This is a genomic window from Cecembia calidifontis (genome assembly GCF_004216715.1).
GTDB lineage: Bacteria > Bacteroidota > Bacteroidia > Cytophagales > Cyclobacteriaceae > Cecembia_A > Cecembia_A calidifontis.
In genome coordinates this window covers 4,250,627-4,276,931 of record NZ_SGXG01000001.1, presented here as the reverse complement: position 1 = coordinate 4,276,931, position 26,305 = coordinate 4,250,627, and the positions used below count along the sequence as shown (strand labels likewise).

General features: G+C 44.4%; 28 protein-coding genes, 1 tRNA gene and 1 pseudogene. 7 read left to right on the top strand and 23 right to left on the bottom strand.

Going from position 1 to position 26,305, the window contains the following annotated elements; all coding sequences use genetic code 11:
* Positions 1 to 10: 10 nt before the first annotated feature.
* The 23 genes and pseudogenes from BC751_RS18475 to BC751_RS18370 form a co-directional block, all read right to left on the bottom strand.
* A complete protein-coding gene (locus BC751_RS18475) occupies positions 11 to 1,435 on the bottom strand; it encodes a TolC family protein (protein WP_130276918.1) in 1,425 nt (474 codons plus the stop codon).
* A gap of 10 nt (positions 1,436 to 1,445) precedes the next feature.
* On the bottom strand, positions 1,446 to 5,270 hold the full coding sequence (locus BC751_RS18470) for an efflux RND transporter permease subunit (RefSeq protein WP_130276917.1): 3,825 nt from the start codon (positions 5,268 to 5,270) through the stop codon (positions 1,446 to 1,448).
* A gap of 119 nt (positions 5,271 to 5,389) precedes the next feature.
* The gene (locus BC751_RS18465; RefSeq protein ID WP_242617532.1) at positions 5,390 to 5,824 is read right to left on the bottom strand and encodes an HYC_CC_PP family protein; all 435 of its coding nucleotides are present in this window, start codon (positions 5,822 to 5,824) and stop codon (positions 5,390 to 5,392) included.
* A 221-nt stretch (positions 5,825 to 6,045) separates the two neighbouring features.
* The gene (locus BC751_RS18460) at positions 6,046 to 7,347 is read right to left on the bottom strand and encodes a hypothetical protein (RefSeq protein ID WP_130276916.1); all 1,302 of its coding nucleotides are present in this window, start codon (positions 7,345 to 7,347) and stop codon (positions 6,046 to 6,048) included.
* 13 nt (positions 7,348 to 7,360) lie between these two features.
* A complete protein-coding gene (locus BC751_RS18455) occupies positions 7,361 to 7,939 on the bottom strand; it encodes a YceI family protein (protein WP_130276915.1) in 579 nt (192 codons plus the stop codon).
* A gap of 11 nt (positions 7,940 to 7,950) precedes the next feature.
* A complete protein-coding gene (gene adhP, locus BC751_RS18450; RefSeq protein WP_242617531.1) occupies positions 7,951 to 8,967 on the bottom strand; it encodes an alcohol dehydrogenase AdhP in 1,017 nt (338 codons plus the stop codon).
* Positions 8,968 to 9,362: 395 nt separating this feature from the next.
* Positions 9,363 to 9,614, bottom strand: coding sequence for a helix-turn-helix domain-containing protein (locus BC751_RS18445; protein ID WP_165389859.1), 252 nt, complete (start codon positions 9,612 to 9,614; stop codon positions 9,363 to 9,365).
* Between the two features lie 102 nt (positions 9,615 to 9,716).
* Complete coding sequence (locus BC751_RS21975; protein ID WP_165389858.1) at positions 9,717 to 9,881, bottom strand: hypothetical protein; 165 nt, start codon at positions 9,879 to 9,881, stop codon at positions 9,717 to 9,719.
* Between the two features lie 92 nt (positions 9,882 to 9,973).
* Positions 9,974 to 10,354 carry an HYC_CC_PP family protein gene (locus BC751_RS18440; protein ID WP_041779258.1) on the bottom strand — a complete coding sequence of 127 codons (381 nt, stop codon included), beginning with the start codon at positions 10,352 to 10,354 and terminating at the stop codon, positions 9,974 to 9,976.
* Positions 10,355 to 10,503: 149 nt separating this feature from the next.
* Positions 10,504 to 10,716: a GDCCVxC domain-containing (seleno)protein gene (locus BC751_RS22500; protein WP_130276912.1), complete on the bottom strand. Its 213-nt coding sequence runs from the start codon at positions 10,714 to 10,716 to the stop codon at positions 10,504 to 10,506.
* Positions 10,717 to 11,316, bottom strand: a complete 600-nt coding sequence (gene merTP / locus BC751_RS18430) for a mercuric transport protein MerTP (protein ID WP_130276911.1) — start codon at positions 11,314 to 11,316, stop codon at positions 10,717 to 10,719.
* Between the two features lie 42 nt (positions 11,317 to 11,358).
* Positions 11,359 to 11,562 (bottom strand): hypothetical protein, encoded by a 204-nt coding sequence (locus tag BC751_RS18425; protein ID WP_130276910.1) that lies wholly within the window; start codon positions 11,560 to 11,562, stop codon positions 11,359 to 11,361.
* A gap of 34 nt (positions 11,563 to 11,596) precedes the next feature.
* The gene (locus tag BC751_RS18420; protein ID WP_130276909.1) at positions 11,597 to 11,986 is read right to left on the bottom strand and encodes a metal-sensing transcriptional repressor; all 390 of its coding nucleotides are present in this window, start codon (positions 11,984 to 11,986) and stop codon (positions 11,597 to 11,599) included.
* A complete protein-coding gene (locus BC751_RS18415; protein WP_130276908.1) occupies positions 11,983 to 12,351 on the bottom strand; it encodes an ArsR/SmtB family transcription factor in 369 nt (122 codons plus the stop codon). The genes BC751_RS18420 and BC751_RS18415 overlap by 4 nt, the downstream gene beginning before the upstream one ends.
* A 78-nt stretch (positions 12,352 to 12,429) precedes the next feature.
* Positions 12,430 to 12,828: pseudogene (locus tag BC751_RS18410) on the bottom strand (site-specific integrase); the annotation flags it as partial.
* Positions 12,829 to 12,841: 13 nt separating this feature from the next.
* Complete coding sequence (locus tag BC751_RS18405) at positions 12,842 to 14,353, bottom strand: IS1634 family transposase (RefSeq protein ID WP_130273763.1); 1,512 nt, start codon at positions 14,351 to 14,353, stop codon at positions 12,842 to 12,844.
* Positions 14,354 to 14,422: 69 nt separating this feature from the next.
* Positions 14,423 to 14,638: a hypothetical protein gene (locus BC751_RS18400; RefSeq protein WP_242617530.1), complete on the bottom strand. Its 216-nt coding sequence runs from the start codon at positions 14,636 to 14,638 to the stop codon at positions 14,423 to 14,425.
* Between the two features lie 78 nt (positions 14,639 to 14,716).
* Entirely contained in the window at positions 14,717 to 15,964 is a 1,248-nt protein-coding gene (locus tag BC751_RS18395) for a site-specific integrase (protein WP_130276907.1), read from the bottom strand.
* Between the two features lie 284 nt (positions 15,965 to 16,248).
* Positions 16,249 to 16,322 (bottom strand) — tRNA-Pro (locus BC751_RS18390).
* A gap of 126 nt (positions 16,323 to 16,448) precedes the next feature.
* Positions 16,449 to 16,688: an acyl carrier protein gene (locus BC751_RS18385; RefSeq protein WP_130276906.1), complete on the bottom strand. Its 240-nt coding sequence runs from the start codon at positions 16,686 to 16,688 to the stop codon at positions 16,449 to 16,451.
* 145 nt (positions 16,689 to 16,833) lie between these two features.
* Positions 16,834 to 17,469 carry a TIGR04282 family arsenosugar biosynthesis glycosyltransferase gene (locus BC751_RS18380; RefSeq protein WP_130276905.1) on the bottom strand — a complete coding sequence of 212 codons (636 nt, stop codon included), beginning with the start codon at positions 17,467 to 17,469 and terminating at the stop codon, positions 16,834 to 16,836.
* Entirely contained in the window at positions 17,469 to 18,512 is a 1,044-nt protein-coding gene (gene arsS, locus BC751_RS18375) for an arsenosugar biosynthesis radical SAM (seleno)protein ArsS (RefSeq protein WP_130276904.1), read from the bottom strand. Before arsS ends, BC751_RS18380 begins: the two co-directional genes overlap by 1 nt.
* Entirely contained in the window at positions 18,512 to 18,844 is a 333-nt protein-coding gene (locus BC751_RS18370) for an arsenosugar biosynthesis-associated peroxidase-like protein (RefSeq protein ID WP_130276903.1), read from the bottom strand. Before BC751_RS18370 ends, arsS begins: the two co-directional genes overlap by 1 nt.
* Positions 18,845 to 19,139: 295 nt before the next feature.
* On the opposite strand from BC751_RS18370, the gene BC751_RS18365 reads away from it, so the two are divergent.
* The 7 genes from BC751_RS18365 (at position 19,140) to BC751_RS18335 (ending at position 26,262) form a co-directional block, all read left to right on the top strand.
* Positions 19,140 to 20,531, top strand: a complete 1,392-nt coding sequence (locus BC751_RS18365) for an MATE family efflux transporter (protein WP_130276902.1) — start codon at positions 19,140 to 19,142, stop codon at positions 20,529 to 20,531.
* A gap of 40 nt (positions 20,532 to 20,571) precedes the next feature.
* A complete protein-coding gene (locus BC751_RS18360) occupies positions 20,572 to 21,156 on the top strand; it encodes a Crp/Fnr family transcriptional regulator (protein WP_130276901.1) in 585 nt (194 codons plus the stop codon).
* Positions 21,157 to 21,274: 118 nt separating this feature from the next.
* A complete protein-coding gene (locus BC751_RS18355; RefSeq protein WP_130276900.1) occupies positions 21,275 to 22,252 on the top strand; it encodes a VOC family protein in 978 nt (325 codons plus the stop codon).
* An 80-nt stretch (positions 22,253 to 22,332) separates the two neighbouring features.
* Positions 22,333 to 23,163, top strand: a complete 831-nt coding sequence (locus tag BC751_RS18350; protein ID WP_130276899.1) for a CoA transferase subunit A — start codon at positions 22,333 to 22,335, stop codon at positions 23,161 to 23,163.
* A 21-nt stretch (positions 23,164 to 23,184) separates the two neighbouring features.
* Positions 23,185 to 23,958, top strand: coding sequence for a CoA-transferase subunit beta (locus tag BC751_RS18345; RefSeq protein ID WP_130276898.1), 774 nt, complete (start codon positions 23,185 to 23,187; stop codon positions 23,956 to 23,958).
* The gene (pcaF, locus tag BC751_RS18340; protein WP_130276897.1) at positions 23,955 to 25,163 is read left to right on the top strand and encodes a 3-oxoadipyl-CoA thiolase; all 1,209 of its coding nucleotides are present in this window, start codon (positions 23,955 to 23,957) and stop codon (positions 25,161 to 25,163) included. Before BC751_RS18345 ends, pcaF begins: the two co-directional genes overlap by 4 nt.
* A gap of 25 nt (positions 25,164 to 25,188) precedes the next feature.
* The gene (locus BC751_RS18335) at positions 25,189 to 26,262 is read left to right on the top strand and encodes a maleylacetate reductase (protein ID WP_130276896.1); all 1,074 of its coding nucleotides are present in this window, start codon (positions 25,189 to 25,191) and stop codon (positions 26,260 to 26,262) included.
* Positions 26,263 to 26,305 lie beyond the last annotated feature (43 nt).

The following is a 26,305-nucleotide window of genomic DNA, read 5'->3' as shown; positions in this document are numbered from 1 at the left end:
TTTAGATCAATTAATTCAGTTCTGTTGCTGCCAGGTTTTCCAGCATGGCAATGGTGACGTGCTGATCTACTATTGAAGTGATCAGCTTGAGTTGATAATCGAGCAATTGCTGTTGTACCCGCAGCACTTCCTCGAAATCCCGTCCGTCAGTAGCGTAGCTGGTCATCAGCAGGTTCAGAGTTTGCCTGGCCAGGTCGGTTTGCTCCCGGTACAGCTTTGTCCTTCTGGTTGCATCGTCCAAATCCCGCAAGGCGGTTGACCATCGGGTGGTCAACTGATTGACGGTGTTTTCCCTGCGCTGCTGAACGGCCAATTGTTTCAATTCCGCCTCTTTCTGTAAAGCATTGTACTTTTTCCGATAGATGGGTATAGTCAGCCTCAACATGGGCATCACCATGTCATTGCCGCCCATCGGCATTCCATTTTCTGTCCTTGGACTAAAGGGCATATAGTTGACGCCTGCCCCCAACATAGGCCTGCCTTCCAGTTTTGCCATTTTCTTCTGTGCCTCGTAGGCCTCTGCTTCAGCATCCAGCATTTTCAGCATGGGATTGTTCTGCGTAATGCTGTCCAGCAAAGCCTGGCGCTCCCAAGAGACTACTGATCCGCTCAATGAATCGGCTATGCTTACCACTTCATTGATATCCCGGTTAAGCAACTGATTGAATTCGGCTTTAATGGGCAGTCGGGAGTCTTCAAGCAAGGCAAGTGTGTTTTCCAGTTCCTTGATCTGAATCCTTACCCTGAGCACATCACTCATGCCTGACCCGCCCCCGTTCATTGATGAGGAAGTACCCATTGAAGAACCACCTTTTGAACTGCTTTTACCGGAAGTGCCACTGGTCATTCCACCGCTCATTCCACCCATTGACGATGCTGATGAGGTGGAGGAACCGCTGTTCATGCTTGTAGCTTGCTGCATATTGCTAGGGCCGGAACCGGTTCCTATATCTGCACTCTGAAAACGAATGAGCGCCAGCCGCTCATACTGTTTAAGAATCTCAAGGTTTTCCTCCGTAATGCGGATTTCCTCTTCTAGCCGATACAGTTGATACCAGGTGTTTTTTACCTGATAAAACAAGCGGTATTTGGCATCCTGAAACACTTCGTACTGCGCCAGTGCCATTTTGCTTGCTTCATCCTTTTGGGTTTTCAGCATGCCGAACCAGGGAAACATCTGCATCAACTGGATGTCGGCTTGCTGGTTGCCCATGAACCGCTCCATTGGTTGAAAGAAGAAACCCATGGTCAGTTCAGGATCAGGAAGTGCTCCCACCTGAGGTACTTTTTCCAAAGAGGCCAGATATTCATTGAAGTAGGCTTTTAACTCCGGGTTGTTTTCTGCTGCTACTTTCAGGTATTCATCCAGGCTTTGTGAAAAGCTTGTGGACTGAACTCCTAAAAACAACAGGAATATGATTGCTATTTTTTTCATCTTCCTCTATTTATGATTCAGTAAATACTTCGGGATTGCGTCTTAACTTGCGCTCTGCCCACCAGCAGTATAGGACTGGCACCAGCAGTACTGTAATGATCTCGATGATCATACCCCCGAATGAGGGAATGGCCATTGGGATCATGATATCCGAACCCCGGCCTGATGAAGTAAGCACCGGCAAAAGTGCTAACAAGGTGGTGGCTGTGGTCATCATGGCTGGCAATACCCGCTTTTGTCCGGCCTCCAAAACTGCTTTACGCACCTCTTTCACGCTTTCCGGTTCCCGTTTTTCGAAGCTTTGCTTCAAATAGGTGGCCACTACAACGCCATCATCTGTGGCAATCCCGAACAAGGCAATAAACCCGACCCAAACGGCCACACTCAGGTTATACACCTTCATTTGGAAAAGCTCCCGCATGTTGGTGTCGAAGACCGAAAAATTCATGAACCAGTCCTGACCGTAAAGCCAGATCATAATAAAGCCACCCGCAAAAGCCATGGTAATGCCTGAGAACACAAACAAGGTGGTGGAAACGGCCCTGAACTGGAAGTACAGTATCAGGAAGATGGTCATCAAGCAAAGCGGAACAACTATGGCCAATCGCTTTTCGGCCCTTACCTGGTTTTCGTAGCTTCCTGAGAATTCGTAGCGAACGCCTGCCGGTACGATGAGTTCACCCGAGTCAATTTTTTCCCGAAGGTGGCGTTGCGCATCTTCCACTACCGTTACCTCCGCAAATTCCGGGAGCCTGTCCAAGAGCACATACCCCACCAAAAAACTGTTTTCCCCCCTGATCATTTCGGGCCCAGGCCGGTAGGTGATGTCTGCAAGCTGCCCAAGTGGGATATAATTGCCCAGTGGCGTAGGCACTTGCATGGATTCTATAGCCGAAGGGTCATCCCTGAACTCACGGGCATAGCGCACCCGTATGGGGAATCGCTCCCTGCCCTCTACAGTAGTACTAAGTTTCATACCACCAATGGCCGTTTCTATGTAGTCCTGTACATCCCGGATGTTGAGCCCGTAGCGGGTAATCTGATCCCGGTCAATGTCAATTTCGAGATAGGGTTTTCCTACAATGCGGTCAGCAAAAACGGCCTCTTTCTTTACTGAAGGAACTTCTTTGAGGTATTTTTCCAACTGTAAGCCGAATTCTTCGATGGTTTTCAGGTCGGGCCCATAAACCTTGATCCCCATGGGCGCCCGCATACCCGTTTGGAGCATTACCAGCCGGGTTTCGATCGGTTGAAGTTTGGGAGAGGATGTGACACCCGGAATATTGACCACAGAAACAATTTCATCCCAGATATCATCAGGCGTTTTAATATGGTTCCTCCATTGGCGGAAATACTCGCCACTGCGGTCTTCAATGAGTTGCTTGACGTCAATTTGTTCAGGGGACATGGTCTCTGGGTCATAGGTGGTTCCATCTTTCAGTTCAAAGTGACCATTATCATTTACTTTAAACCGCAGCTTGTTTCCATTGATATCGGATACGTATTCGCTTTTGTAGTTAATGGTGTTTTCGAACATCGAAATGGGTGCAGGATCGATAGCCGTTTCTGCCCTGCCTGCCTTACCCACCACCATTTCCACCTCAGGAATGGCGGTGACCATCATGTCCAGTTTTTGTAATACTTCCCGGTTCACTTCAATGCCGGAGTGTGGCATGGATGTAGGCATCAACAAGAATGAACCTTCATTGAGCGAAGGCATGAATTCTTCCCCCAAACCGGGGAAAACCTCTGATGCTGCCGTCCATCCGGAAGTTTCCCTCAGGTTCCATCCCAGCTTTTCGGTAGCCTTGGGTATAATGCCAAATACCCGATCAAAGCCCAGCCACACATTGGCACCAATTAAAATAATAATTACAGGGGTTATAAGGAAAAGCCCTTTATGATCCAGACACCACATGAGTATTTTAGGATAGAGGCGTAAAAACAAGGCAAATGTCCCCAGTACTAAACCCAATATGACTGCAATGAACAGGAAGTTGACCAGCAAGCTGTTGGACACACCCAGCGGTACCCATTCGGTGGCCAGTAGCCAGGCAACCGCAACTACAGTGATGCCTACCCGCATCAGGTCTTGGTAGCGACCCAGCCTGTCAGGAAAGTAATGCAGTAGCAAATTGATGACGCCAAAGCCAAAAAGCACCCAGCCTGCCCATGACCATACGGTAAAGGCAATTACGGGCCCGGCAATTAGCAAAAGATAGTTCAGGTACAGTCCCGTTTTGCCTTTTGCCTTTTTCATGGAAAATATCCAATGCGAAAAAGCCGGCATGATGACAAGGGTAAAAATCACGGCAGACACCAGGGCAAAAGTTTTGGTGTAGGCCAATGGCCCGAAAAGTTTGCCTTCGGCAGCTTGTAGTGTAAATACCGGCAGGAAACTGACGATGGTAGTACTAACAGCCGTGATAATGGCTGTAGCTACTTCGGTAGTGGCTTCATAAACGGTTTTTAATTTTGACTGGCCTTCGGGGGCAATTTCCAGGTGCCGGAGAATGTTTTCATTCAGGATAATCCCCAGATCGACCATGGTGCCGATGGCAATAGCGATACCCGAAAGCGCTACGATGTTGGCATCCACTCCGAAGTACTTCATAAAGATAAAGCACATGAGCACAGCCAAGGGCAGCAGGGCGGATATCAGAATGGAAGCCCGCAGGTTGTACACCATCACGATGATGACTATGATAGTAATCAGGATCTGCAGGCTGATGGCTTCATACAATGTGCCGAGGGTCTCATAGATCAGGCCGGTGCGGTCATAGAAGGGGACGATGGTCACTTTGGATACTGTGCCGTCTTCCAGTGTTTTGGACGGAAGGCCATCGGCTATGGTGTTGATTTCTTCTTTTACTGCATTGATGATTTTCAGCGGATTATCACCGTAGCGGGCAATGACCACACCGCCCACTGCTTCGGCTCCTGATTTGTCCAGGATGCCGCTCATGTTTCTTGGTTGGGGGCCAATGTTTACCTTGGCAACATCTTTTACCCGGATCGGGACATTGTCCGTTACTTTTACTACAGCCTTGTCCAGATCAGCCAGCTCTTCTACATAACCCAGGCCTCTTACGAAATAATCCACCCGGTTTACTTCAATGGTGTTGGCTCCCACATCGATATTGCTGTTTCTTACGGCCTGCATCACATCCATGAGGCTAACCCCATGCGCTTTCAGTGCGGCAGGGTCAACATCCACCTGGTATTCTTTTACATATCCACCTACAGAAGCCACCTCTGCCACCCCTTCCACTGCAGTGAGGGCGTAGCGTATGTAATAGTCCTGGATGGTGCGCAGTTCGTGGAGATCCCAACCTCCGGTAGGGTTTCCGTCTTTATCCCGGCCTTCCAGCGTGTACCAATACACCTGCCCCAGGGCGGTAGCATCAGGGCCAAGTTTTGGCTGCACATCCGGTGGAAGCAAACCTGCCGGTAAAGAGTTGAGTTTTTCCAGCACCCGTGACCGGCTCCAGTAGAACTCAATGTCTTCATTAAAAATAATATAGATGCTGGAAAAGCCGAAGGCAGAACTACTCCGCACACTTTTTACACCGGGAAGGCCCAGCAAAGCCGTGGTGAGCGGATAGGTGATCTGGTCTTCCACATCCTGCGGAGACCGCCCCATCCATTCGGTGAAAACGATTTGCTGGTTTTCCCCAATATCCGGGATAGCATCCACGGGTACGGGATCACGAGGGAGGAAGCCCACCTCCCAGTTGAACGGGGCTGTAACAATGCCCCAGGCTACAATGAGTAGCAATACGAGAACAGTAACGAGCTTATTCTCGAGAAAGAATTTGATGATGGAATTGAGCATATTTTGATTTTGTGATGAATACAATGATTTGATGGTCTGATGGAGTAAATCCAACAATCCATGAAGCATAGTTGAACCGAACCGATAAACGCATTACCGGAAGTTCAGGTCATCAAAAATCAAATAAGGAAGGACTGAACGAGTACAATAATGTCACGCTCAATCAATGGGGGGGAATAGTCGTTAAACGAATAATAATCAACTGCAGGGGCTCTGAAAAGAAACGATACCACAGCGTAGAGCACTGCGATCATTTGAAAGTCAGGAACCGCCACTTTGGACACTTGGGTAAGGTCTTCATGTCCTTCCATTACTACAGTCTGGTCTTCGCAACAACCCTTTTTAGTGACCTGCTGATGTTCGCAATCTGGATCATGCTTATCCGTGGCACAAGGTGATTTCTGTGTGGCCATTTCGCAGGGCTCAGCCCCGGAAAAAAGTGCAATGCTCTCCAACTGCCCCATGCAAAAATGCATACCAAAGGTGAAGCTCGTGGAACTGAGCAGCACCAATATGGAAAGCAGGATGGCCGATATTTTTCTAAAACGTTGCACTTTGGAGAAAGTCTAATGCAAATTTACGGAATTTAGTTCAGAATGTTCGATTTTAACGTCAAAAATGACGGTTTGCATTTCAAATAATTCAACATGTGGATGTTCATGCTTTATTTCTATTGGAAAATCATAGTTTGCTGATGCTTATTTTTGGAGTCATTATCTTTTACACAGCAGTAAAAAGAATCCCGTGTGGATGAGTCACCCACACGGGAGTTCCGTCAGAAACTAATCACCGCTTCAACCACGACTCCACTGAACTCAGCCCCGGCAAAACGCCCTGTCCAGGCATTCCCTTCATACTGCTGCTTCATGTACTCAACTTTCGTTAAAACGTTCTTTGAAAGATACCAGCCTCCACCAAAGTTGACCCTGCTAATATCGAGATTCTCTGATGCACTTTCACGCATCTTGCCACTCACTGTATTGTATCTGCCCCCAAGATAGAAACGTTCATCTGCTCCAAATCGGTACAATACCTCTGCGGCTATTTGTGTGAATGCACCCTCTGTGTCAGCTTGAGGTGTTGTGAATTCATTGCTTCCATCAGCCAGCTCATAAATACCAAAGAACTCCAAGCCTTTGTACTTGATGAATGGGTTAATCTGCAAGGCTGTGAGTTTTGTGAACCTGGCATTGAACTGACCATCACGAGGGCCACCTTCGGTATTGCCATCCACATCCGGTACTGTAAAAAGCACATTGTAATACCTAGAGCCTCCTCGGTCTCCACCATAGAGATATGTGCCAGTTGAGGTACCTTTATTGATGTACCAGGATCCGGTCAATCGTACCCTCAAATCCTCGCTCAGTTGTTTATCGTACCCCAACTTACCGAAGAAAGAAGGCTTATTATCTGTATTGTCGTTCACAGTTACATTTTGATTGAGCTTGCCGTTTGTCAACCCAACCACTGCCAATAAACCATTCTTTTGAACTGTAAGCTCTCCGAATGCCTCGGTGGAGAATGCATCCATAAGATAATTTCCTACAAAAGGGTTGAAAATACCTCTCGCATTGTCCGTTCTCCTGAAATGTGCGTCTCCATAGTTGAACTCATCTAACCCTATGGTGATGCTTGCATATTTCATCACTCCGTCCAGAAACCCGGGTTTAACAAAGTCAAGATTATCCACTCTCATGTATCCGCCCTTAATCCATGCTTCGTTGTGTGCTCTGGAAGAAAGATAGGTCCTGAGGTGCATCCGAACTCCGTCCAATACCTGGACGTCCAGGTTGAGGTTGGCAGACGGCAAATTGAAGTCTGATCCCAGTTTGGTCAGGTTACCTGCCGTATTGCTTTGCCTAATACCTTGAAATTGCATGGCGAAATCACCGCCTACTCTTACTTTGAGGCCATCAAAGATAACTGTATCCTCTTTTGAGGGCTCGAATACATTCAGGCCGTTTTTATCGTTTGGCCTGAAATACTGCAAGGCCGGTTGCTGGGCATACACTACGCCAGATGCCAATATTAGAATGGCAACAAGCAAGGATTGAATTATTTTATTTCTCGTTTTCATTTTGTTTGAATTTTTAATTGTTTGATTGTTTAAAAAAGGTTTCGAAAGAAATCTTCAGGTCATTTCCTGTCTTTATGGTACCAAATACTGCTGTTGGCGGATCCATATTGAACTGACTGAAAGTCACGGGCAGGCTTCCTTTGAAGCGAATGTTTTTTCCAGAAACCCGATAGTCTACCTTGAACTCAACTGGCCTGGTAGTACCGGCAATGGTGAGCCTGCCACCGGCAAAGATGGTGAGGTCATCCACCTGTGCCCTGGTCAGTTCAAAGTGGATGTTGGGATGTTGCTTCGCTCTCAGCGCCTTATAGGCATTTTCGTCCATCCCACTTTTGCCGCTTTTCAACGTATTTACCGGTATGGTTACCGACAAGGACACTATTTCCTTGATCCGCTCACCGCTCAGGGTAATACTTGCCGAACCCTCCGGTTTTTCAGAAACCATCTCCCAATCGTGTAGGGTGGAGGTTCCCGCTACCTTCAAAGATTGACTGCCCATCAGCTCATAGTGCTGTTGTGCAGTTGCCGGTAGGGAAAGCGCTACGACTGCCAAAAGCAGGAAATATGTTTCTATTTTTATGAATCGTTTCATTGTTAGGTGGGTTAATGACCAATATCCAGTACCATACGGCCTTCTATCTGTCCCTTTTTCATTTGATCAAAGATTAGGTTGATATCTTCCAGCGGAGCGGATTTTACCGTGGTGGTTACCTTTCCTTCCATTGCAAAGTCGATAGCTTCCTGCAGGTCTTTCCTGGTGCCAACAATGGAGCCCCGTACCGTATAGCGATTCAATACGGTTTCAAAAATGGGCAGATCAAAGCTACCGGGAGGAAGTCCATTCATTACCAGCGTTCCTTTTCTGCGTAGCAGGTCCAGCGCCTGCAGGAAAGCCACTGGTGACACAGCCGTGACCAACACGCCATGAACACCCCCTGTTTCTTTTCGGGCATTCATCACTTCATCGGGATTCTTACCGTTGACGGCCATATCGGCTCCAAGTTTTTTGGCCAAGTTCAATTTGTCATCTGCCACATCCACTGCAAGCACATGCAGCCCCATGGCTTTGGCGTATTGCACTGCCACGTGACCTAAGCCACCTATACCGGAAACGGCCACCCACTGCCCCGGTCGTACTTCGGTTTCTTTTAGGCCTTTGTACACCGTTACGCCTGCACATAAAATAGGTGCCATCTGTACAAAGTCTATGGTCCCACTGAAACGACCAACATAGTTAGGGTCGGCCAACACGTATTCCGCAAAGCCGCCATCTATGCTGTAGCCTCCGTTTACCTGCGACTCGCACAGTGTTTCCCAACCCGTAATGCAATGCTCGCAATGACCGCAGGCACTGTAGAGCCAGGGAACACCCACGATATCTCCTTCTTTGGTATTTTTTACATTGGAGCCCACAGCCGCCACATAGCCAATGCCTTCATGGCCAGGAATGAGCGGCAACCTGGGCTTGACAGGCCAGTCCCCATCAGCTGCATGCAAATCCGTATGGCATACTCCTGATGCCATTACCTGCACCAGGATTTGGTTTTCATTTGGGGCCTTTACAGGCATCTCTTCAATTTTAAGCGGTTGGCCAAACTCTGTAACCACAGCCGCTTTCATGGTTTTTGGTAACATGGTTATTTATTTAAATGAATACTTTCTAACATTGACACATCAGTCAAATTGACATTTAGTCTGTTCCTTTCGCATCCTGCGTTTGGTTGTAGACCGCCAACCGAACGAATCCAAATAGCGCCAAACGCCTGCAAATTTATTGGCTCAACAAGCCTGATCTTTTACGTAATTTTCTTGGTGTTCCATTTTGAAGTTTAAAATTTAAAATCATCTACATTATTGATTATCAACTATTTAATTGTGATAAATTCAAGCTATCTCACATTTTGAATAGCGTTCGTTCAGGAAATTATAGTCTGTATATCCGTTTTTTACAGAATTATTGACTAGCATAGCCGATCAATAAACTTTCTCCTGTTGAGAAAGAGCTTTTGAAATTCTTAAGGGGTCATTCCTGTATATTGCTTAAACTGGCTGGTCATATACTGAACCGTGCTGTAACCCGCCTGAAAGGCGATGGCGCTCAAGGTTTGTTCATTGTAGATCAGCAGTTCTTTCACCCGCTCAATCCGTTGCAGGATGAGGTAGCGTTCAATGGTAATGTTTTCAAAAGACGAAAACAGGGTGCTTAAATAGCCGTAATCGTGTTCAAGATGTCGGCACAGATAGCTTGAAATTTTTTCTTCCTGCACTTGGTACCCGGAGCGTGCGTAATCGATTACAAGGCTTTTGATGTGCTCAATGAGCCGGAGCTTCTTTTCTTCGATAAGTTCAAGTCCTGATTGCTTTAGGAATTACTGAATCAGGCTGATCCGTTCATCATTGAGCTCCCCAATAATCACTGCCTCACCCAAATGGATGCAGGCTATTTGGAAACCGAGGTTTTCGAGCCCCTGGCGCACCACCATGATACACCGCTCGCACACCATGTTTTTGATGTAGATATGTGAAGTTTTCATTTCTTCTTTTGTTTAGATTTTACATTTGATAAAGTATTGTACACTACAGGAAGCTGTGTGTGTGACAATACAATTGAACGTCAAATGTAGAATTACAGAAGAAATGACTGGAACAGGATAGAGCGATACCGCCCTGACCAGCCGGGGGGAGCCTTTTTAGGAGTTGTGTAGTTTCTTGACTCGAAAAAATGTGTAGAAGGCAAATGGAAAGATGGCTGAGCCATTGCCGCTGGTGAAGAAGCAATGACAGGAATGTCAGAATGAGGTGTCCTGAAATCATCGAGAGAGAAGATGGTTTCCTGATCCTCACAACCATCACAAGGGTTGCTGTGATCGTCACAGCATGGTTCGTGGTGTTTTAGAAAAAGCTCGAAGCTGATCAGTTCGCCCCCACAAAAGTGCTGAAACACTGCCATCCCTTTGCCAGGGAGAAGCATTGCAATGAGCAGGACGATATATAAGTTGCGTTTCATGAGCCTTTTTGATGTAAAATGCCATCCATTGAAGGGGCATCCATTTGTATCCCCTTCAATATGACTCAAAAGTACGCAACGGTTATTGAGAGGGCTATAACATTGCACATGTCAAAACATGATGTATGTCACATAAAGCATTGTCTACCCTAGCAACATGCTTGATCAGAATCCAATTGTACTGGTGGACAAGGTGCTGAACCATAGGAGCAATACACACAGCAATCTCCTGCTTTTGGCTTTAATACCTGGTGGCAGTTTTCACATTCATAGAAATACTGACAGGCGTCAGTGGGCATGGTTTCATCTTTTTGATGTCCGCATTCCGGGCAGGAGATGGTTGATTCTAATATGATTTCCATTTATTTCTCTGCTTTATTGGTCACGGAATATCCGGTTGAGTTGATGGCTTCCTCAATTTTCGGGATACTTGTTTTGGACTTGTCAAACTCCACGATGGCATTCCCCTGGTCGGAGGAGGCGGTTACATTCAGGATGCCGCTGAGCTTATTTACTTCATGCACTACATGCGCTGCGCACCCCTGACAAGTCATGCCTTTGATTTGAAAATTTACGGTCTGAATGTCTGACTTATCAACGATGATCACTTGCTTTTCAGATTTAGGGTAGAAAATGTGAGCATAAAGCGGGAACACCAACATCAGGGCAGCAAAGACCGTGATTATTGAAAGGAACTTTTTTGTTTGCCAAAAGGAGGGCTGAAGGTCCTCCTCACAGGCACATTCTTTTTCCTCTTTGGCCTTTGGTTTGAATTTCTGATACCAGGCAAAGCCTAATACAACCACTGTGATGCCGACAAAAAAAGGCCTTGCCGGATCGAGCCATGAGAAAGTGGACGCAATCCCGCTTGCACCGGCCACTAATGCAAGCACCGGGGTGATGCAGCAAAGTGAACTTACTAAAGCAGCTAAAAGGCCGCTGGTTAAAAGGGAATTTTTCATATACTTAATTTTCAAAAAAAGAAGGGCTCTGCGCCCTCCCAGTTACTTTTTCTTACAGCAGGCGGGTACTTCCGCCACTTTCATATCATAAGGACATTCCGGAGTGCCTGCCAAAGGGCAGCTAACTTTTGGACAATCTGGAGTACCTTCCAAAGGACAAGCTTTTGGAGATGAGTTGATCCCGTAAGCAAGGCCACCAATTGCGAGAATACCCGCTGTGGCGAAAATCATGAGTTTACTTTTCATATCAATCTATTTTAATGAAACATCTCTCCAAAGGTCAGTCACGGGGGGAGGGGGTATCCAAACGTTCGGATAAAAATTTCTTCAATTCTTCTTCCACCATGCGGGCTTCTCGTAGTTTTTCAGGCACTTCTTCAAGTTTAAGCTCTGGAAATAGTGTTCTCAGCTTTTCTATTGTTTCTTCATTGCCACAGTCGCCAGGGCAGCTCTGGTAAGCTGACGAGATCCTTTCTGCTAGTGCTTTCCTGTAGGTATCATCCAATAGCTCATAAGTAGTCTTAGTAAGCATGGACTGCACAGCTTTTAGCTGCAAAAGGATATTTTCAACCTGGTCCACATCATCTATTTTGCTAAGGATGTATCCCAGCTGACCTGTTGCTGTTTTTAGCGAAACCTTTATGCTTTGAGTGAGATCATGGGGTATCATAAGGCAGGAATTGAATTTGGGAGCTTAAACAATTCGAGCACAGATGAAATGATTCGCTGACTTTGCGCTTCTACTGAATAGAATATAGTTTGTCCGGATTTTTTGGTCGTCACGATCCCAGCATCCTTTAGTTTTTTCAGATGTTGGGAGACGGCCGGCACGGTCATGCCCAAGATGTCTGACAAGTCGCACGGACAAAGTTCATTTTCCTGTTTCAAGAGGTACAGGATTTTGAGGCGAACCGCATTACCGGCAAGATTCAATACATCTGCCAGTTCTAAAAGACCTTTCTCCTTGCTTTTCAAGTCCTCCCTGCACCTATTGATCTGGTCGCTATCGGCAAAGACACGGATACATGTATTCATAACTTTTTATTTAAGCATTTGCTTAACAAAGTTAGGGAATGCCGAGTATTTAAGCAAGTACTTAAATACAGAAAAGGGCTATTTCGCCCTCTTCATCAATTTTGGTGCTGCCAGCCTTTCACGGAGAGCCTGCATGTCTTCACTCACTTTCTTCTCCACCACCTTTGCATAAACCTGAGTAGTGGTGATTTTTGAATGACCAAGCATCTTGCTCACAGTTTCCAAAGGCACACCATTGCAAAGGGTAACAGTGGTAGCAAATGTATGTCTGGCCAGGTGAAAGGTGAGGTTCTTTTCAATTCCGCAGAGGTCGGCAATTTCTTTCAAGTAGGAGTTCAGCTTTTGGTTAGAAATCATTGGAAATACCGATCCTTTCTGCAGTGCCCTTGGATGGGTCTTGTATTTCTCTATTATTTCCCAGGCTTTGGGAAGGATAGGAACCCTTACCGGCTGGTCGGTCTTCCTGACTTCGACACTGGGACACCCAAAATCAAAAACCGAACATTTTTGCGAGTTTTTGTTGACTTTCGTTCAAAAGCAGGGTCTTTCTCAGCTTTTTACCTGAAGATTTGAGCTGTATTTCAACAGTGTAAATCCCTTTTGCTATTTCTATGGCTTTCTGAGGAGAAAGTTTTGATCCTTTTTCCAATAACTGCCTTTCCAGTTCCTTAAACACTTTGTAAGCGACGAATGCGATGCTTATATGTGCTTCGATCCTGCGTTGTTTATAATGGAAAACAGGCCTGACTTTGATTTCATTTTTTGTTATCCTGAAGGCCTTTTCTATTTTCCAAAGGTTGTTGTAATTCTCAATGACCTCGTCTTTGTCAAGGTTTGTGTTGGTAATATACCCTTTGAGACCGTCCCATTTCCCATCCTGTTCAAACTTTTCAATATCAAGTGCAATCTTTACCTCCCCTTCCATTTTAAGATACTTGTTATAGCCCCTGTTGTTGATGTGGCTTTTGTTGAGCTTTCCTGATTTTAACTGTTTCTCGAGCTTTTTAAGACCTTTCTCCCTGTTGATCCTGTCTTTTTTGGCTCTTCTGTCTGAATAACTGACAACCATTCTGAGCCCGTCCTCCCAATCCAGCAGCCTGCTCTCGCCGTTTTCAAGTTCAAAAGCCAATATCCTCTCTTTACTTTTATCAGGGGAAGCTTTCAGCCTTGCTCCCAGAATAAACTCGTAACCGTTGTCCCGTAACTCTTTTACATTGCTTTTTGACAGTAAACCTGAATCGGCAACAACAATCGGAGCAGGTAAGCTATACTTCTTTCTAAAAGCTTCTATCACAGGGATCATCGTATGCCCTTCAAACTTGTTTCCCTCAAAAATCTCATAAGCCAGAGGATATCCCTCTAGTCCAACCAGCAGACCCAAAACAATCTGTGGATTTTGATGCTTTCCCTCCTTGGAAAAACCACTCTTTCTAAGATCATCTTCATGATCCACTTCAAAATAAAGCGTAGTAACATCATAGAAAACGATATTGATACTCCCTCCGAGTATTCTCTTGGTATGTTCAAAGCTGATCAGCTGGACCGTTTCCTTATAGTTGTTGTAAAGCTTGTCCATGTACCTGTAAAGGTCCTGAACCTGGAATTCGAGGCCGTGGTAGGTGAGCAGGTAATCACAGGTTTTAAGCTTGCTGGCAGGAAAACAGATCCTGGAATATACCAGCCACCTGAAGATATCATCTTGGATTGCGCTGAACCCAATATCATTGAAAATCCTGTCCAAAAGCAGCTCGGTACCTGAAACAGTGATGTTTTCAACACTTTCCAGAACAGAATCGGCAATCCGTTCTTCATCACTGAAGGGGATTTCAAGTGCTCCTTTATGGTTTTTTATCCATTCCTCCCCAAGAATAAAAAGTCTTTCAACCTCAGATCGATCAGAACTGCTTCCGATCGTTTTTACAACCTTGCTTTTACCTTTGATCTTCTCAATTACCTGAACACTGATCTTGCCACTTTTATTGGGTTTTCTCCGAACAAACATGCCTAAAAGTACAAAAAACCACCCCGGGACACCCAAATTGAGAATCTGAAAATTATAATGATCTATATTTCAATACTTTATGTAAAAATGGGACTGACGACTGTCGAAGTCAGGACAAAGTTCATTTTCCTGTTTCAAGAGGTACAGGATTTTGAGGCGAACCGCATTACCGGCAAGATTCAATACATCTGCCAGTTCTAAAAGACCTTTCTCCTTGCTTTTCAAGTCCTCCCTGCACCTATTGATCTGGTCGCTATCGGCAAAGACACGGATACATGTATTCATAACTTTTTATTTAAGCATTTGCTTAACAAAGTTAGGGAATGCCGAGTATTTAAGCAAGTACTTAAATACAGAAAAGGGCTATTTCGCCCTCTTCATCAATTTTGGTGCTGCCAGCCTTTCACGGAGAGCCTGCATGTCTTCACTCACTTTCTTCTCCACCACCTTTGCATAAACCTGAGTAGTGGTGATTTTTGAATGACCAAGCATCTTGCTCACAGTTTCCAAAGGCACACCATTGCAAAGGGTAACAGTGGTAGCAAATGTATGTCTGGCCAGGTGAAAGGTGAGGTTCTTTTCAATTCCGCAGAGGTCGGCAATTTCTTTCAAGTAGGAGTTCAGCTTTTGGTTAGAAATCATTGGAAATACCGATCCTTTCTGCAGTGCCCTTGGATGGGTCTTGTATTTCTCTATTATTTCCCAGGCTTTGGGAAGGATAGGAACCCTTACCGGCTGGTCGGTCTTCTGGCGGCAGGTAGATAACCAGTATTCCCCATCAATGCCAATGGTAATATTGGATGGGGTAAGGTTCATAGCATCGATGTAGGCCAGTCCGGTATAGCAACTGAACACAAACAAATCTCTTACCCACTGCAGGCGGACAATTTTGAAGTCCTTGTTCTCTACGGCCTCCAGCTCTTCATCATTGAGGAAATCCCGATCCACCCGATGGAATTTGAGCTGGTACTTGTCAAATGGATCCCTGCTTACCCATTCCATTTTCACGGCCATTGTCACCATCTTCCGGAACCTCTCCAGATGCTTCATCACTCCATTGTTGCCAAGCGGCTTCTGGTGGTCTTTGGGTTTATAGTTTCGGAGGTAGAATTCAAAATCGGTGATGAATTTATAAGACAGTTCCGAAAGGAACATGTCGGTAGTACCAAAGCGCTCTTTCAAAAATCGATGGATATACTTCTGAGTGGTGAAGTAGTTTTTCATCGTGCCCCAAGCCAGTGTATCCCGCATTGTCTGGTTGTGATAATCCACCAGCTTGCATAAGGTGAAGTCCTTTTGGTCTGTACCCAGGAACATACTCTTGATGGCATCAGCAGTGATCAGTCTTTTTTGGACCTGCATCTCCTGGTAGCACTCCATAATCCTTGCCCGGACTTCATCCAGGTAGTGATTGAGCGATTTGATTTCTTCCCGGCTGCCCTTGGCCATGCCTTTTGAGCTGTTCCAGTCGCATGGTTTGATCCAACGCTTCAATGATATTTCTACCCTGCGGCCATCAACGGTGACCCTGGCATAGATTGGGAGTAGGCCATCTTTGGCCTTGTTCGTTCTTGTGATGAACTGAACTCCGAAGGTGTTTGTAGTTCTCATGACAATTCAGCTTTTGAGTGTTTGTGTTAAAATGATTCCTCTCGTGGTGAACTGCTTCCACAAGGTCACTCAAACAGACCTAAAACAGTTCAAATTATGCGATGCAACTATCTGTTTTACAGCTATTTGTATCAATCTGGTGAACTAAAATAAACCATTCATTTGGTTCACCGGATAGGTCTCATTTTTGCTGAAATTGTCTAAATCGAACTGATACGTAAAAAATAAAAAAGCCCGCAAATCGTAAGATTTGCAGGCTTTTGGGTTCTGATGAACCTTTGTTGTCGGGGTGACAGGATTTGAACCTGCGACCACTTGCACCCCATGCAAGTACGCTACCGGGCTGCGCCACACCCCGAATCGGAGTCCGAAATTAATACGCATCAGCTAATAATTCCAAAAAAATGCTTCATTAAAATTCTACCTGTTAATTTCACTCCAGATGAGAAGAAATAAAGCAGATTAATATCTGTTTGATAATCAATCAGTCAACTGATGTCAACAGTTCTTCCAAAACCATCGAAGGATTTCTGAGCGCTGTGATTTTTTCTATCTCGATTTCCTTTTGAAGCTTGAGTTCCAATTCATAAATCAAACCATCCACAAAAACCTTGTCCATTTTCAGTTCTTGGAAAAAATCTGCTGTTTTCTTCTTTCCTGTCAGAGCAATGCCATAGGTTTGGAATACTTCAATGGCTTTTTTCTTTTTCTCGAAATTTTTCATAATTCTTGGCCAATAAAAGTTTGATAAACGCTTTCAAATTGTTGACGGCAAAAAAGTCCAAAGCGTTGCATTGGTCCTGTGAAAATTTCTTAAAAAAATAAGGGTTTCATTTGGCTCTAAAATAAAACAGGCATTGAATTTCAATTTAACAGCAGTTGCGCTCATCATAAAATAATGTGGATTTCTTGTATTTTTCCCAATCTTCAGCTGTGTCAATATCAGTTAGGGTCCGGATAGTTTGAAAGCTTATTTGGTTCTGCTTGAGGTATTGGATGGAAATTTCCAAAACGGAATCTGTACTCCAAGGAATATTTTGGAATAATCCATCTTGTGTTTTTTTCATGCCCAACAAATAATAGCCACCATCCATTGCCGGTCCAAAAACCACATCATGATGCTCCAGTTCTGCAGCTGCTTCATTTAAGATTTTTGCTGTGATTTCTGGACAATCTGTTCCTATGATTAAGACTTTTTGGTATCCTTCCAGAAATACTTCATCAAAGGCCACACGCATTTTCGCTCCAAGGTCCTCTCCCTTTTGCAATCTGTAGGATATTTTTCCTTCTTTTGGTTTCCAGCCTACCGCTTCAAGAAAGTCAGAATAGTAGAGGAATACATCCCAATCAGTCAATTGTGCAAGTTGTTCATGGGTTTTCTGGACCAGTACACGATAAATTTCCAGGGCTTTTTCATTCCCCAATTGCTGCGCAATCCTGGTTTTAACCCTGCCCAAGACCAAATTTTTCTGAAATACAATAATGGCAATATTTTGGCTATTCATCAGGCTGTAGCACCTCCGCAACTTGACCCGGCTCCTGCAGTGCAGCCGTAGCAATGTTGGTTGATGACAATTTCTCTATTGTTCAGTGATTCAAGGCTCCAGTCTTTGATGTGTTGGCTGGTAGTGCAGGACACCCTCAATTCCAGCATCTGGTTGAAGTCACAGTCATAAAGGTATCCATCCCAGCCTACCGAAATGGTATTCCTGCACATGACATTTGCTGCGGCGATAGGGTTATAAGCTTCTATAAGCTTTTCCATATAGCTTTGATAGTTACCACTTCTCAAAAGATATTCCAGGAACCTGCTGATAGGTAGGTTGGTTATGGTAAAAAGGGAATTAAAAGAAATGGAGTATTGACTTCCCAAGCGTCTTTTGAACTCTGCCTCCAAACCTTCCTGAGATCCGGGAAGGAATGCGCCAGCCGGATTGTAAACCAAATTCAGCATCAGTCCAGAATTTTCCTGACCGTAACCGGCTGCATTGAGCATTTGCAGTGCTTTGATGGATTTTTCAAAAACACCCTCGCCTCTTTGGGAGTCCGTTTTTATAGCTGTAAAATAGGGCAGGGAAGACACTACCTCGATTTGGTGATTTTTGAAAAACTCCGGTAAATCATGGAATTTCGGATTTGCCAGAATAATGGTCAGGTTGCAGCGGACGATTATCTTGGCATCAGGTTTTATTCGGCGGATTTCTTCCACAAACCATCTGAAATGAGGATTCATTTCAGGTGCACCCCCTGTAAGGTCAATTGTACCGATGTCATGTTTTGAAATAACTTCCAGGCATTCCATCATGGTTTCCTGGTTCATGATCTCTTTCCTGTCCGGTCCCGCATCAACATGACAGTGTTTACAGACCTGATTGCACATTTTCCCCAGATTGATCTGAAGGATTTCTATTTGGGTGGGAACTAAAGGATACAAACCGCTTTCTGCCAGTTTCTCTGAGAAGGGAATACCCGTCTCCTGAGATTCCAGTAGTTGCAATTCATATTGTGTGTCGGATAAGGGATGGTTTTGTGCCTTAAGGGACTTCATTATATGGAGATTTCTTTGACCTTGTTCATCATTTGGGTACTATGGACCAGGGATGCGCCACCCCGGATTGCGGCCGCTACATGGACAGCTTCCATCATCTGCTCTTCATCACAACCTTTTTCCATGCTGTCCACTGTGTAAGCATCAATGCAATAAGGGCATTGGATGGCATGTGCCACGGCCAAAGCGATCAGGGATTTTTCCCGGGCTGTAAGGGCCCCTTCTTTGAAGACTTCTCCATAATAAGCAAAGAATTTGTCTGCCATGGATTTTTGAAATTCACCAATCTTTCCGAATTTTTTCAAGTCTTCCGGGTCGTAATAAGTTTTCATAGGGTGTTGTAAATATTATTGGTTAGGACCTTGTTTTTCAAATTCAAATCCCAATCTACTAAAAATGTTTTCAAATTTCCTTTGAAAAAAGCACTTTTAACTTCAATCCAGGGCTAGTGTGTTGATAGTCTTTCAGATAGCGGGTAAAGAATTACTTAAATATATGTTGTGGCATTTGAATATTTGTGTCAATTTTGTTCCAATAATAAGGGTATGAGTTTTTTCGGCAAATCTTTCACCCATTTAGAAGGGATTTCAAAATGCTATTTCAATTTTTGACTTAGGGTGGAAAGTCATGACATTCAGAAACTTCATAAAACATTTTAAAAAAGCTGTCAGGGGTGAAGAGGCTGATTTTACCGGTATCAGTATCAAAAAAGCCATATTTTACCTATCGATACCCATGATTTTGGAAATGGTGATGGAATCGCTGTTTGCTGTCGTGGATATATTCTTTGTTGGAAAATTGGGGGTATATGCGGTTGCTACTGTGGGCTTGACTGAGTCTGTTCTCACCATCATTTATTCAATTTCCATAGGTTTAAGTATGGCAGCTACTGCCATCGTGGCAAGAAGGATAGGTGAAAAACAATCCGAAGCAGCTTCTTCAGCAGCCTTTCAGGCTATTGTGGTCTGTTCTTTTTTTGCAGTTGCGGTGGCAGTTTTGGGAGTGGTCTATGCCAAGGAATTATTGACCTTGATGGGAGGTGAAGAAGAAGTGATTAATTCGGGTTATCGATATACCCAAATCATCTTTGGAGGCAATGTCTGTGTGATGCTCCTGTTTTTGATCAATGGTATTTTCAGAGGTGCCGGCAATGCAGCAGTAGCCATGCGGGCACTCTGGATTGCCAATGGTTTCAATATGGTTTTGGACCCATTATTGATTTTTGGTTTGGGGCCCATTCCTTCTTTAGGTTTGGAAGGAGCCGCCTGGGCGACCACTACTGGTAGGGGTATTGGGGTTTTGTATCAGTTTTACATTCTGTTGAATGGCAAATCTTTGATCAAGTTTACCCTGAGCAATATGCAAATGAGATTGGGTACCGTATGGACGATTCTCAAAGTAGCTTCGGGAGGTATGGGACAGTTTTTGATTGAATCAGCTTCCTGGATTTTTTTGATGCGGATCATTTCGGAATCCGGTTCAGTGGCTTTGGCCGGATATACCATTGCTGTCCGTCTGATTATTTTTGCACTTTTGCCTGGCTGGGGTCTGTCCAATGCGGCAGCAACTTTAGTCGGGCAGAATCTGGGGGCTCTTCAGCCGGGTAGGGCAGAGCGTTCTGCCTGGTTGGCAGCGCACATCACTGCCGTGTTTTTGGGTTTATGCTCCCTAGTGTTTATTGGTGGAGCAGAATTTTTTATCGGGATCTTCAATGAAGATCAGGGGGTAATTGAAATTGGAAGGCTTGGCTTGACTATTATTTGTTTGGGTTATGTTTTCTTTGCCTATGGTATGGTCATGAGCCAATCACTGAATGGGGCAGGCGATACCCGGACCCCAACTATCATCAATTTGACTGTTTTGTGGGGATTTCAGATACCCTTGGCTTACTTATTGGCCAATTATTGGGAGATGGGAGCGGTAGGTGTATTCATTGCTATTGCTATCAGCCACTCAGTGCATGCCATAGTCAGCACACTGGTCTTCCGTCGGGGAAGATGGAAATTGGTGCAGGTATAAATCCATTGGGAAGTTTTGGTAATTGTTATAAATTGCCGCGATGATACATGAAGATATCCTCGAGAATTTTAGGACTTATGTTCCCTTTACCAAAGAGGAGGTTAAAGATTTTTTTGGTAAAGCGAAGCATGTAAAATACCACAAGAATGAAGTTTTAGTTGAAAAAGATGCCCAGGTATCGCCTTTTATTTTTATCAGGAAAGGTTGTCTGATGACGTATTATACAGACGGGAAAAAATTCAACCATGTAATACAGTTTGGTCTTGATAAGTGGTGGACAGGTGATCTGCAGAGTTTTATGCAGGGTACACCTTCCAATTACACCATCAAGGCCATGTCTGATACAGAAGTTTGGACATTGGATAAAAATGGGTTTGAAGGTTTGTGTGCAGATCAGCCTGCTTTTGAAAGGTACTTTAGGATCATCTTTCAAAATTCCCTAGTCAGCCATCAAAAGCGGATTATCCGGAATATTTCTTATTCTGCGGAGGAAAAGTATCTCACCTTTATCAAAAATTACCCAAGACTGGAGCTCTTGATTGCCCAAAAATACATCGCATCCTATCTGGGGATTACCCCGGAGTTTCTCAGTATGATCCGCCGAAAGTTGGCCAACAAGTCGTAAAAGCTTAAAGTAATTTAATAAATCAGCTGAATGGCATCTAATCAATGCTAAAAAGAAAACATCTGGGAGAAGGGTTATGTTGAAATCAAGTGAATGTTAACTAAAACCCATTAACCAAATGACTAATCCAGCTGAATACATCAAAGGGATTCATCACCTAACTGTGAGTGTGGGCTCTGCCCAAGAGGACGTTGATTTTGTGACCCAGGTCCTGGGCATGCGGATGATCAAGCAAACCGTACTTTTCGATGGAGCCGCAAGTATTTATCATCTTTATTATGCCAATGCAGATGCCGAAGTAGGGTCGGTGTGGACCACTTTTCCTTTTAAGAAGGCAGGAGTTTATGGGAGAAAGGGCTCTGGTCAAATTGAGACTGCATCCTTTTCAGTGCCAACAGATTCCCTCGACTTTTGGGTAAAACATCTCAAAAACCATGGAGTTGAGAACTCTGGAATCATTGAAAGATTTGGTCAAAAAATGATCACTTTCGAGGATCGTTCCGGGATCGGTATGGCCGTAGTAGGGGAAGATAATGACCACAGAAATGCCTGGCAGACTGATGAGATATCCAAAGAAAATGGCATCAGGGGGATTTTTGGAGCCACTATCCGATCAAGGGATATCATTGAGATGGATGCTTACCTGACCAAAACCCTTAACTTCAAAAAAGTAGGTCAGGATGGAGATTTCCACCGTTACCACATTAAGGACGGAGGAGCCATGAAAACCATTGAACTGCACCATGTGCCTGATATGGAGCAGGGTTCCTGGACTTTTGGCGTAGGGATTCCCCATCATATTGCCTTTGCGACAGAAAAGGATGAACACAACCTTGAGTTGAAGGCTTATATTGAAGGATTTGGATATACGGATGTGACCGAATTGAAAGACAGGAATTACTTCCATTCCATCTACAACAGGACTCCTTCCGGTGTGCTGTTCGAGTACGCTACTTCAGATATTGGATTTGCTATTGATGAGCCTGCTGATCTTTTGGGACATCAGTTGCTGCTTCCTCCAATGTTTGAATCTAGGAGATCAGAAATCGTGGAGCCTTTGGAGCCGATCCAACTTCCAAAATACCTCAATAAATAAACTGGGTGGTATTTCCTTAAAGAAGCCTCATCAAGGGGCTTCTTTATTGTATTTCTTTAATGATTTAGCTTGAAAAATATATGCTTGACAAATTTCAACCCTTGTCAGTTTTGATACAAAATCATGTCAATGATGGTGATCAGATTGCGCTGGAGGGTTTTACGCATTTAATCCCATTTGAAGCAGGTCATGAAATCATCAGGCAGGGTAAAAAAGACCTTACCCTGATCAGAATGACACCTGATTTAATTTATGACCAGTTGATAGGTATGGGCCTGGTGAAGAAGGTGATTTTTTCCTGGGGAGGAAATCCCGGAGTAGGTTCGTTGCACCGCTTGAGAGAGGCAGTTGAAAAAGGCATTCCTACCCCCCTGGAAATTGAAGAACATAGCCACGCGGCCATGGCCTGTGCTTATCAGGCAGGAGCTTCAGGATTACCATTTGCAGTTTTGAGGGGATATACAGGTACAGATCTGGCCAAGGAAAACACTGAGTACATCAAGTGGGTAACCTGTCCTTTTACAGGAGAACAGTTTGCTGCAATAAGGTCAATAAAACCTGATGTTGGAATCATTCATGCCCAGCAGGCTGACAAAAAAGGAAATGTTAAAATCTGGGGTATTACCGGTGTTCAAAAAGAAGTAGTCTATGCTTCCAAAAAAGTTCTTGTGACAGTAGAAGAAGTAGTAGATGAATTGGATACCCAAAACCAGGGTGTTGTCATCCCTCACTGGCTGGTCACAGGCATTGCCCTTGCTCCTAAAGGTGCCCACCCTTCTTATGCCATGGGCTATTACAAGAGAGACAATAGTTTTTATAAACAATGGGATGAGATCTCAAGAAGCCAAGCCAGCTTTGAGGAGTGGATGAATGCCCATGTTCTATCCAAAAGTCTAAAAAGAGTCCTATAAACCCAGCATTCAAAAAAACCTATGGAATATTCCAAAGAAGAAATGATGATCATTACAGCTTCCCGATTACTACATAATGGGGAAGTTTGTTTTGTGGGCATAGGTCTTCCGAGTACTGCCTGTAACCTGGCCAGGTTGACCCATGCCCCTGATATTGTCCTGATTTATGAATCAGGGACCATTGATACCAAGCCACACATTCTTCCACTTTCTATTGGGGATGATATTTTGGCAGAGACGGCCAGCACTGTGGTTTCTGTGCCGGAAATTTTCAATTACTGGCTTCAGGGAGGAAAAGTGGATGTAGGTTTTCTTGGCGGTGCACAGATTGATAAATTTGGGAATATTAATTCTACTGTGATTGGTTCTTATAAAAAACCGAAAGTCCGCCTGCCGGGAGCTGGAGGAGCACCTGAAATAGCCTCCAATGCCAAAAGAACCTTTGTGATTATGAAGCATAACAGCAGGGCTTTTGTAGACAAAGTGGATTTTATCACTTCAGCTGGATACCTTAGTGGGGGTGATGAAAGGGAGAAATTGGGAATCCCTGGTGAAGGACCTCAATTTATCATTACAGATATGGGAATCCTTAGGCCGAACCCTGAAACAAAAGAATTTGAATTGACCTCAATTCATCCGGGAGTTTCCATACAGGAGGTGAAGGACAATACCGGTTGGAATTTAAAAATTTCCGAAAACCTGATGGTTACGGAAGAACCGTCCTTCGAATACTTGGAAATCCTTAGGGATCTTCAAAAAAGAACATCTATCGCCCATAGCCAGTCCCAAAAATGAGGAATGTATATATCATTGATGCTGTAAGGAGCCCAATTTCAAAATTTAAAGGCAGCTTGTCCTCTATGCGGGCAGATGATCTGGCTGCTTATGTCATTAAGGGGCTGATGGATAAATTTCCTGAGCTTCCAAAAGAAGCCATAGATGATGTGATTTTGGGTTGCCATAACCAAGCAGGTGAAGATAACCGGAATGTAGCTAGGATGGCGTCCTTGTTAGCGGGGCTTCCCGTGTCCGTTCCCGGAGAGACCATCAACCGACTTTGTTCCTCAGGCTTATCTGCCATAGTCCATTCCAAAAGAGCCATTATGGCCGGTGATGGAGATTTGTTTATTGCTGGAGGCGTAGAACATATGACCCGTGGGCCATATGTCATCGGAAAGCCAAGCTCAGCCTTTGGCAATGATGCCCAAATGTACGATTCCAGCTTTGGATGGCGCTTTGTGAATCCCAAAATGGAACAGATGTATGGTGTAGATCCGATGGGGCTCACGGCTGAGCATTTGGTAGAGATGTATGGCATATCGAGAGAAGATCAGGATTTGTTTGCCTATCAAAGCCAGATGAAAGCTTCCCAAGCCAGGGCAAATGGACGTCTAGCCAGAGAAATCATTCCGGTTGAGATTCCTATAAAGAAAGGTGAATCTCTTCGACTTGTTGAGGATGAATTTATCCGGGAAGATACATCTTTGGAAAAGCTGGCGGCATTGAAACCAGCTTTCAAAAAGGATGGGACGGTTACAGCCGGGAATGCATCGGGTTTAAATGATGGTGCCGCAGCCATGTTGATTGCTTCTGAGGATGCAGTCGATAAATATGGATTAAAGCCAAAAGCAAGGATTTTAAGTTCCCAAGTAGTTGGAGTGGAACCGAGAATTATGGGGATCGGTCCAGTGGAAGCTGCAAATAAAGCATTGGCTAAGGCAGGGCTTAGTTGGGAGGATATGGATGTGATTGAACTCAATGAGGCTTTTGCCGCTCAATCTTTGGCCTGTATTAGGCAATGGGGACTCGAGGATAATGATCCACGTATCAATCCCAACGGAGGAGCCATAGCCTTGGGCCATCCTTTGGGCATGACAGGAACAAGGATAATACAAACCGCAGTGGAGGAATTAATCCTCAAACAAAAAAGTTATGCCCTAGCTACACTATGCGTAGGTGTTGGGCAGGGCTATGCCCTTGTGATAGAACGGGTAAGCTGATCGAAATACTTATTAAAAAACAACGATGATTTCATTTGATTATAAAACCCATGCTGTAAAAGTAATTTTTGGAAAGCCGATTTTGGAGGCTTTGGAGCAAGAACTGCCATCAAGCAAATCAAAAATCGCATTTATTGGAAGTCGTAGGTATGGGGATCTGGTCGAAAAACTCATGCTTCATGATAAAGTAGGAGAGGTCTTTCATTTTGATAAAATCATCCAGCATGTGCCTCTTGAATTGGTAGAGGAGGCCGAAAGATTCCTAGAGGGAAAGGAAGTGGATATAATACTTTGTCTAGGTGGGGGCTCTGCAATTGGCCTGGGAAAAGCCCTGGCGTTAAATTCCAAAGCGGAACTTTGGGCGGTACCTACTACCTACTCAGGATCTGAAATGACCAATATTTATGGCATTTCCCACAAAGGTGTCAAAACCGTCAAAAGAGACGATAAGGTTCATCCGCATAAAGTGTTTTATGATCCTTATTTATCTATAGGGATGCCCCTCGATTTGGCAGTTCCTTCGGCTTTTAATGCCATGGCCCACCTGGTGGAGGCTATTTATTCCCCTGAATCCAATCCAATTATAAATGCTTTGGCAGATTTGGGGTTAAAAAATCTCTTGGCAGGCTTAAATTCCTTGTCCCATGAAAAAGTGATGACAGCAGACATCAATGAAAAGTTATTGTTTGGGGCCTATGTTGGTGGAAAGGTGCTTTGCGAGGTAAGCATGGGACTTCATCATAAGGCTGCCCATGTTCTTGGGGGCAACTTTAATCTGGAGCATTCAAAAATCCATACCCTTCTTTTGCCTTTTGTCCTCAAATATCAATGGGACTTTTTGACTGAAGATTTACAGTTGAATTTTCAGAGTATATTTGAAGATCCTTTGCCCTATAAGACATTGAGAGAGTTACAGGAAAAATTGGGTTCAGGTTTTAGTTTGCATGAGCTTGGACTTTCTAAGGAAGATATTCCAAAGGCGGTGGATTTCTTGATGCAGATGACCTATCCCAATCCTGCCCCGATGATCAGGGATCACTTAAATATGATGTTGGAAGGGGGTGTCCGAAAAGTCGAGACACCCTTTTTTTATTGTTGATTTTCTCTAAAATTATTATTTTAGAGTTGAACAAAATACAACA

Excerpts from the sequence above, each read along its gene's own strand:
- BC751_RS18475 (WP_130276918.1), bottom strand. The coding sequence starts at position 1,435 with ATGAAAAAAATAGCAATCATATTCCTGTTGTTTTTAGGAGTTCAGTCC.
- BC751_RS18470 (WP_130276917.1), bottom strand. The coding sequence starts at position 5,270 with ATGCTCAATTCCATCATCAAATTCTTTCTCGAGAATAAGCTCGTTACT.
- BC751_RS18460 (WP_130276916.1), bottom strand. The coding sequence starts at position 7,347 with ATGAAAACGAGAAATAAAATAATTCAATCCTTGCTTGTTGCCATTCTA.
- BC751_RS18455 (WP_130276915.1), bottom strand. The coding sequence starts at position 7,939 with ATGAAACGATTCATAAAAATAGAAACATATTTCCTGCTTTTGGCAGTC.
- adhP (WP_242617531.1), bottom strand. The coding sequence starts at position 8,967 with ATGAAAGCGGCTGTGGTTACAGAGTTTGGCCAACCGCTTAAAATTGAA.
- BC751_RS21975 (WP_165389858.1), bottom strand. The coding sequence starts at position 9,881 with ATGAAAACTTCACATATCTACATCAAAAACATGGTGTGCGAGCGGTGT.
- BC751_RS18440 (WP_041779258.1), bottom strand. The coding sequence starts at position 10,354 with ATGAAACGCAACTTATATATCGTCCTGCTCATTGCAATGCTTCTCCCT.
- BC751_RS22500 (WP_130276912.1), bottom strand. The coding sequence starts at position 10,716 with ATGGAAATCATATTAGAATCAACCATCTCCTGCCCGGAATGCGGACAT.
- merTP (WP_130276911.1), bottom strand. The coding sequence starts at position 11,316 with ATGAAAAATTCCCTTTTAACCAGCGGCCTTTTAGCTGCTTTAGTAAGT.
- BC751_RS18425 (WP_130276910.1), bottom strand. The coding sequence starts at position 11,562 with ATGAAAAGTAAACTCATGATTTTCGCCACAGCGGGTATTCTCGCAATT.
- BC751_RS18420 (WP_130276909.1), bottom strand. The coding sequence starts at position 11,986 with ATGATACCCCATGATCTCACTCAAAGCATAAAGGTTTCGCTAAAAACA.
- BC751_RS18415 (WP_130276908.1), bottom strand. The coding sequence starts at position 12,351 with ATGAATACATGTATCCGTGTCTTTGCCGATAGCGACCAGATCAATAGG.
- BC751_RS18405 (WP_130273763.1), bottom strand. The coding sequence starts at position 14,353 with ATGTTTGTTCGGAGAAAACCCAATAAAAGTGGCAAGATCAGTGTTCAG.
- BC751_RS18400 (WP_242617530.1), bottom strand. The coding sequence starts at position 14,638 with ATGAATACATGTATCCGTGTCTTTGCCGATAGCGACCAGATCAATAGG.
- BC751_RS18395 (WP_130276907.1), bottom strand. The coding sequence starts at position 15,964 with ATGAGAACTACAAACACCTTCGGAGTTCAGTTCATCACAAGAACGAAC.
- BC751_RS18385 (WP_130276906.1), bottom strand. The coding sequence starts at position 16,688 with ATGAAAAATTTCGAGAAAAAGAAAAAAGCCATTGAAGTATTCCAAACC.
- BC751_RS18380 (WP_130276905.1), bottom strand. The coding sequence starts at position 17,469 with ATGAATAGCCAAAATATTGCCATTATTGTATTTCAGAAAAATTTGGTC.
- arsS (WP_130276904.1), bottom strand. The coding sequence starts at position 18,512 with ATGAAGTCCCTTAAGGCACAAAACCATCCCTTATCCGACACACAATAT.
- BC751_RS18370 (WP_130276903.1), bottom strand. The coding sequence starts at position 18,844 with ATGAAAACTTATTACGACCCGGAAGACTTGAAAAAATTCGGAAAGATT.
- BC751_RS18365 (WP_130276902.1), top strand. The coding sequence starts at position 19,140 with ATGACATTCAGAAACTTCATAAAACATTTTAAAAAAGCTGTCAGGGGT.
- BC751_RS18360 (WP_130276901.1), top strand. The coding sequence starts at position 20,572 with ATGATACATGAAGATATCCTCGAGAATTTTAGGACTTATGTTCCCTTT.
- BC751_RS18355 (WP_130276900.1), top strand. The coding sequence starts at position 21,275 with ATGACTAATCCAGCTGAATACATCAAAGGGATTCATCACCTAACTGTG.
- BC751_RS18350 (WP_130276899.1), top strand. The coding sequence starts at position 22,333 with ATGCTTGACAAATTTCAACCCTTGTCAGTTTTGATACAAAATCATGTC.
- BC751_RS18345 (WP_130276898.1), top strand. The coding sequence starts at position 23,185 with ATGGAATATTCCAAAGAAGAAATGATGATCATTACAGCTTCCCGATTA.
- pcaF (WP_130276897.1), top strand. The coding sequence starts at position 23,955 with ATGAGGAATGTATATATCATTGATGCTGTAAGGAGCCCAATTTCAAAA.
- BC751_RS18335 (WP_130276896.1), top strand. The coding sequence starts at position 25,189 with ATGATTTCATTTGATTATAAAACCCATGCTGTAAAAGTAATTTTTGGA.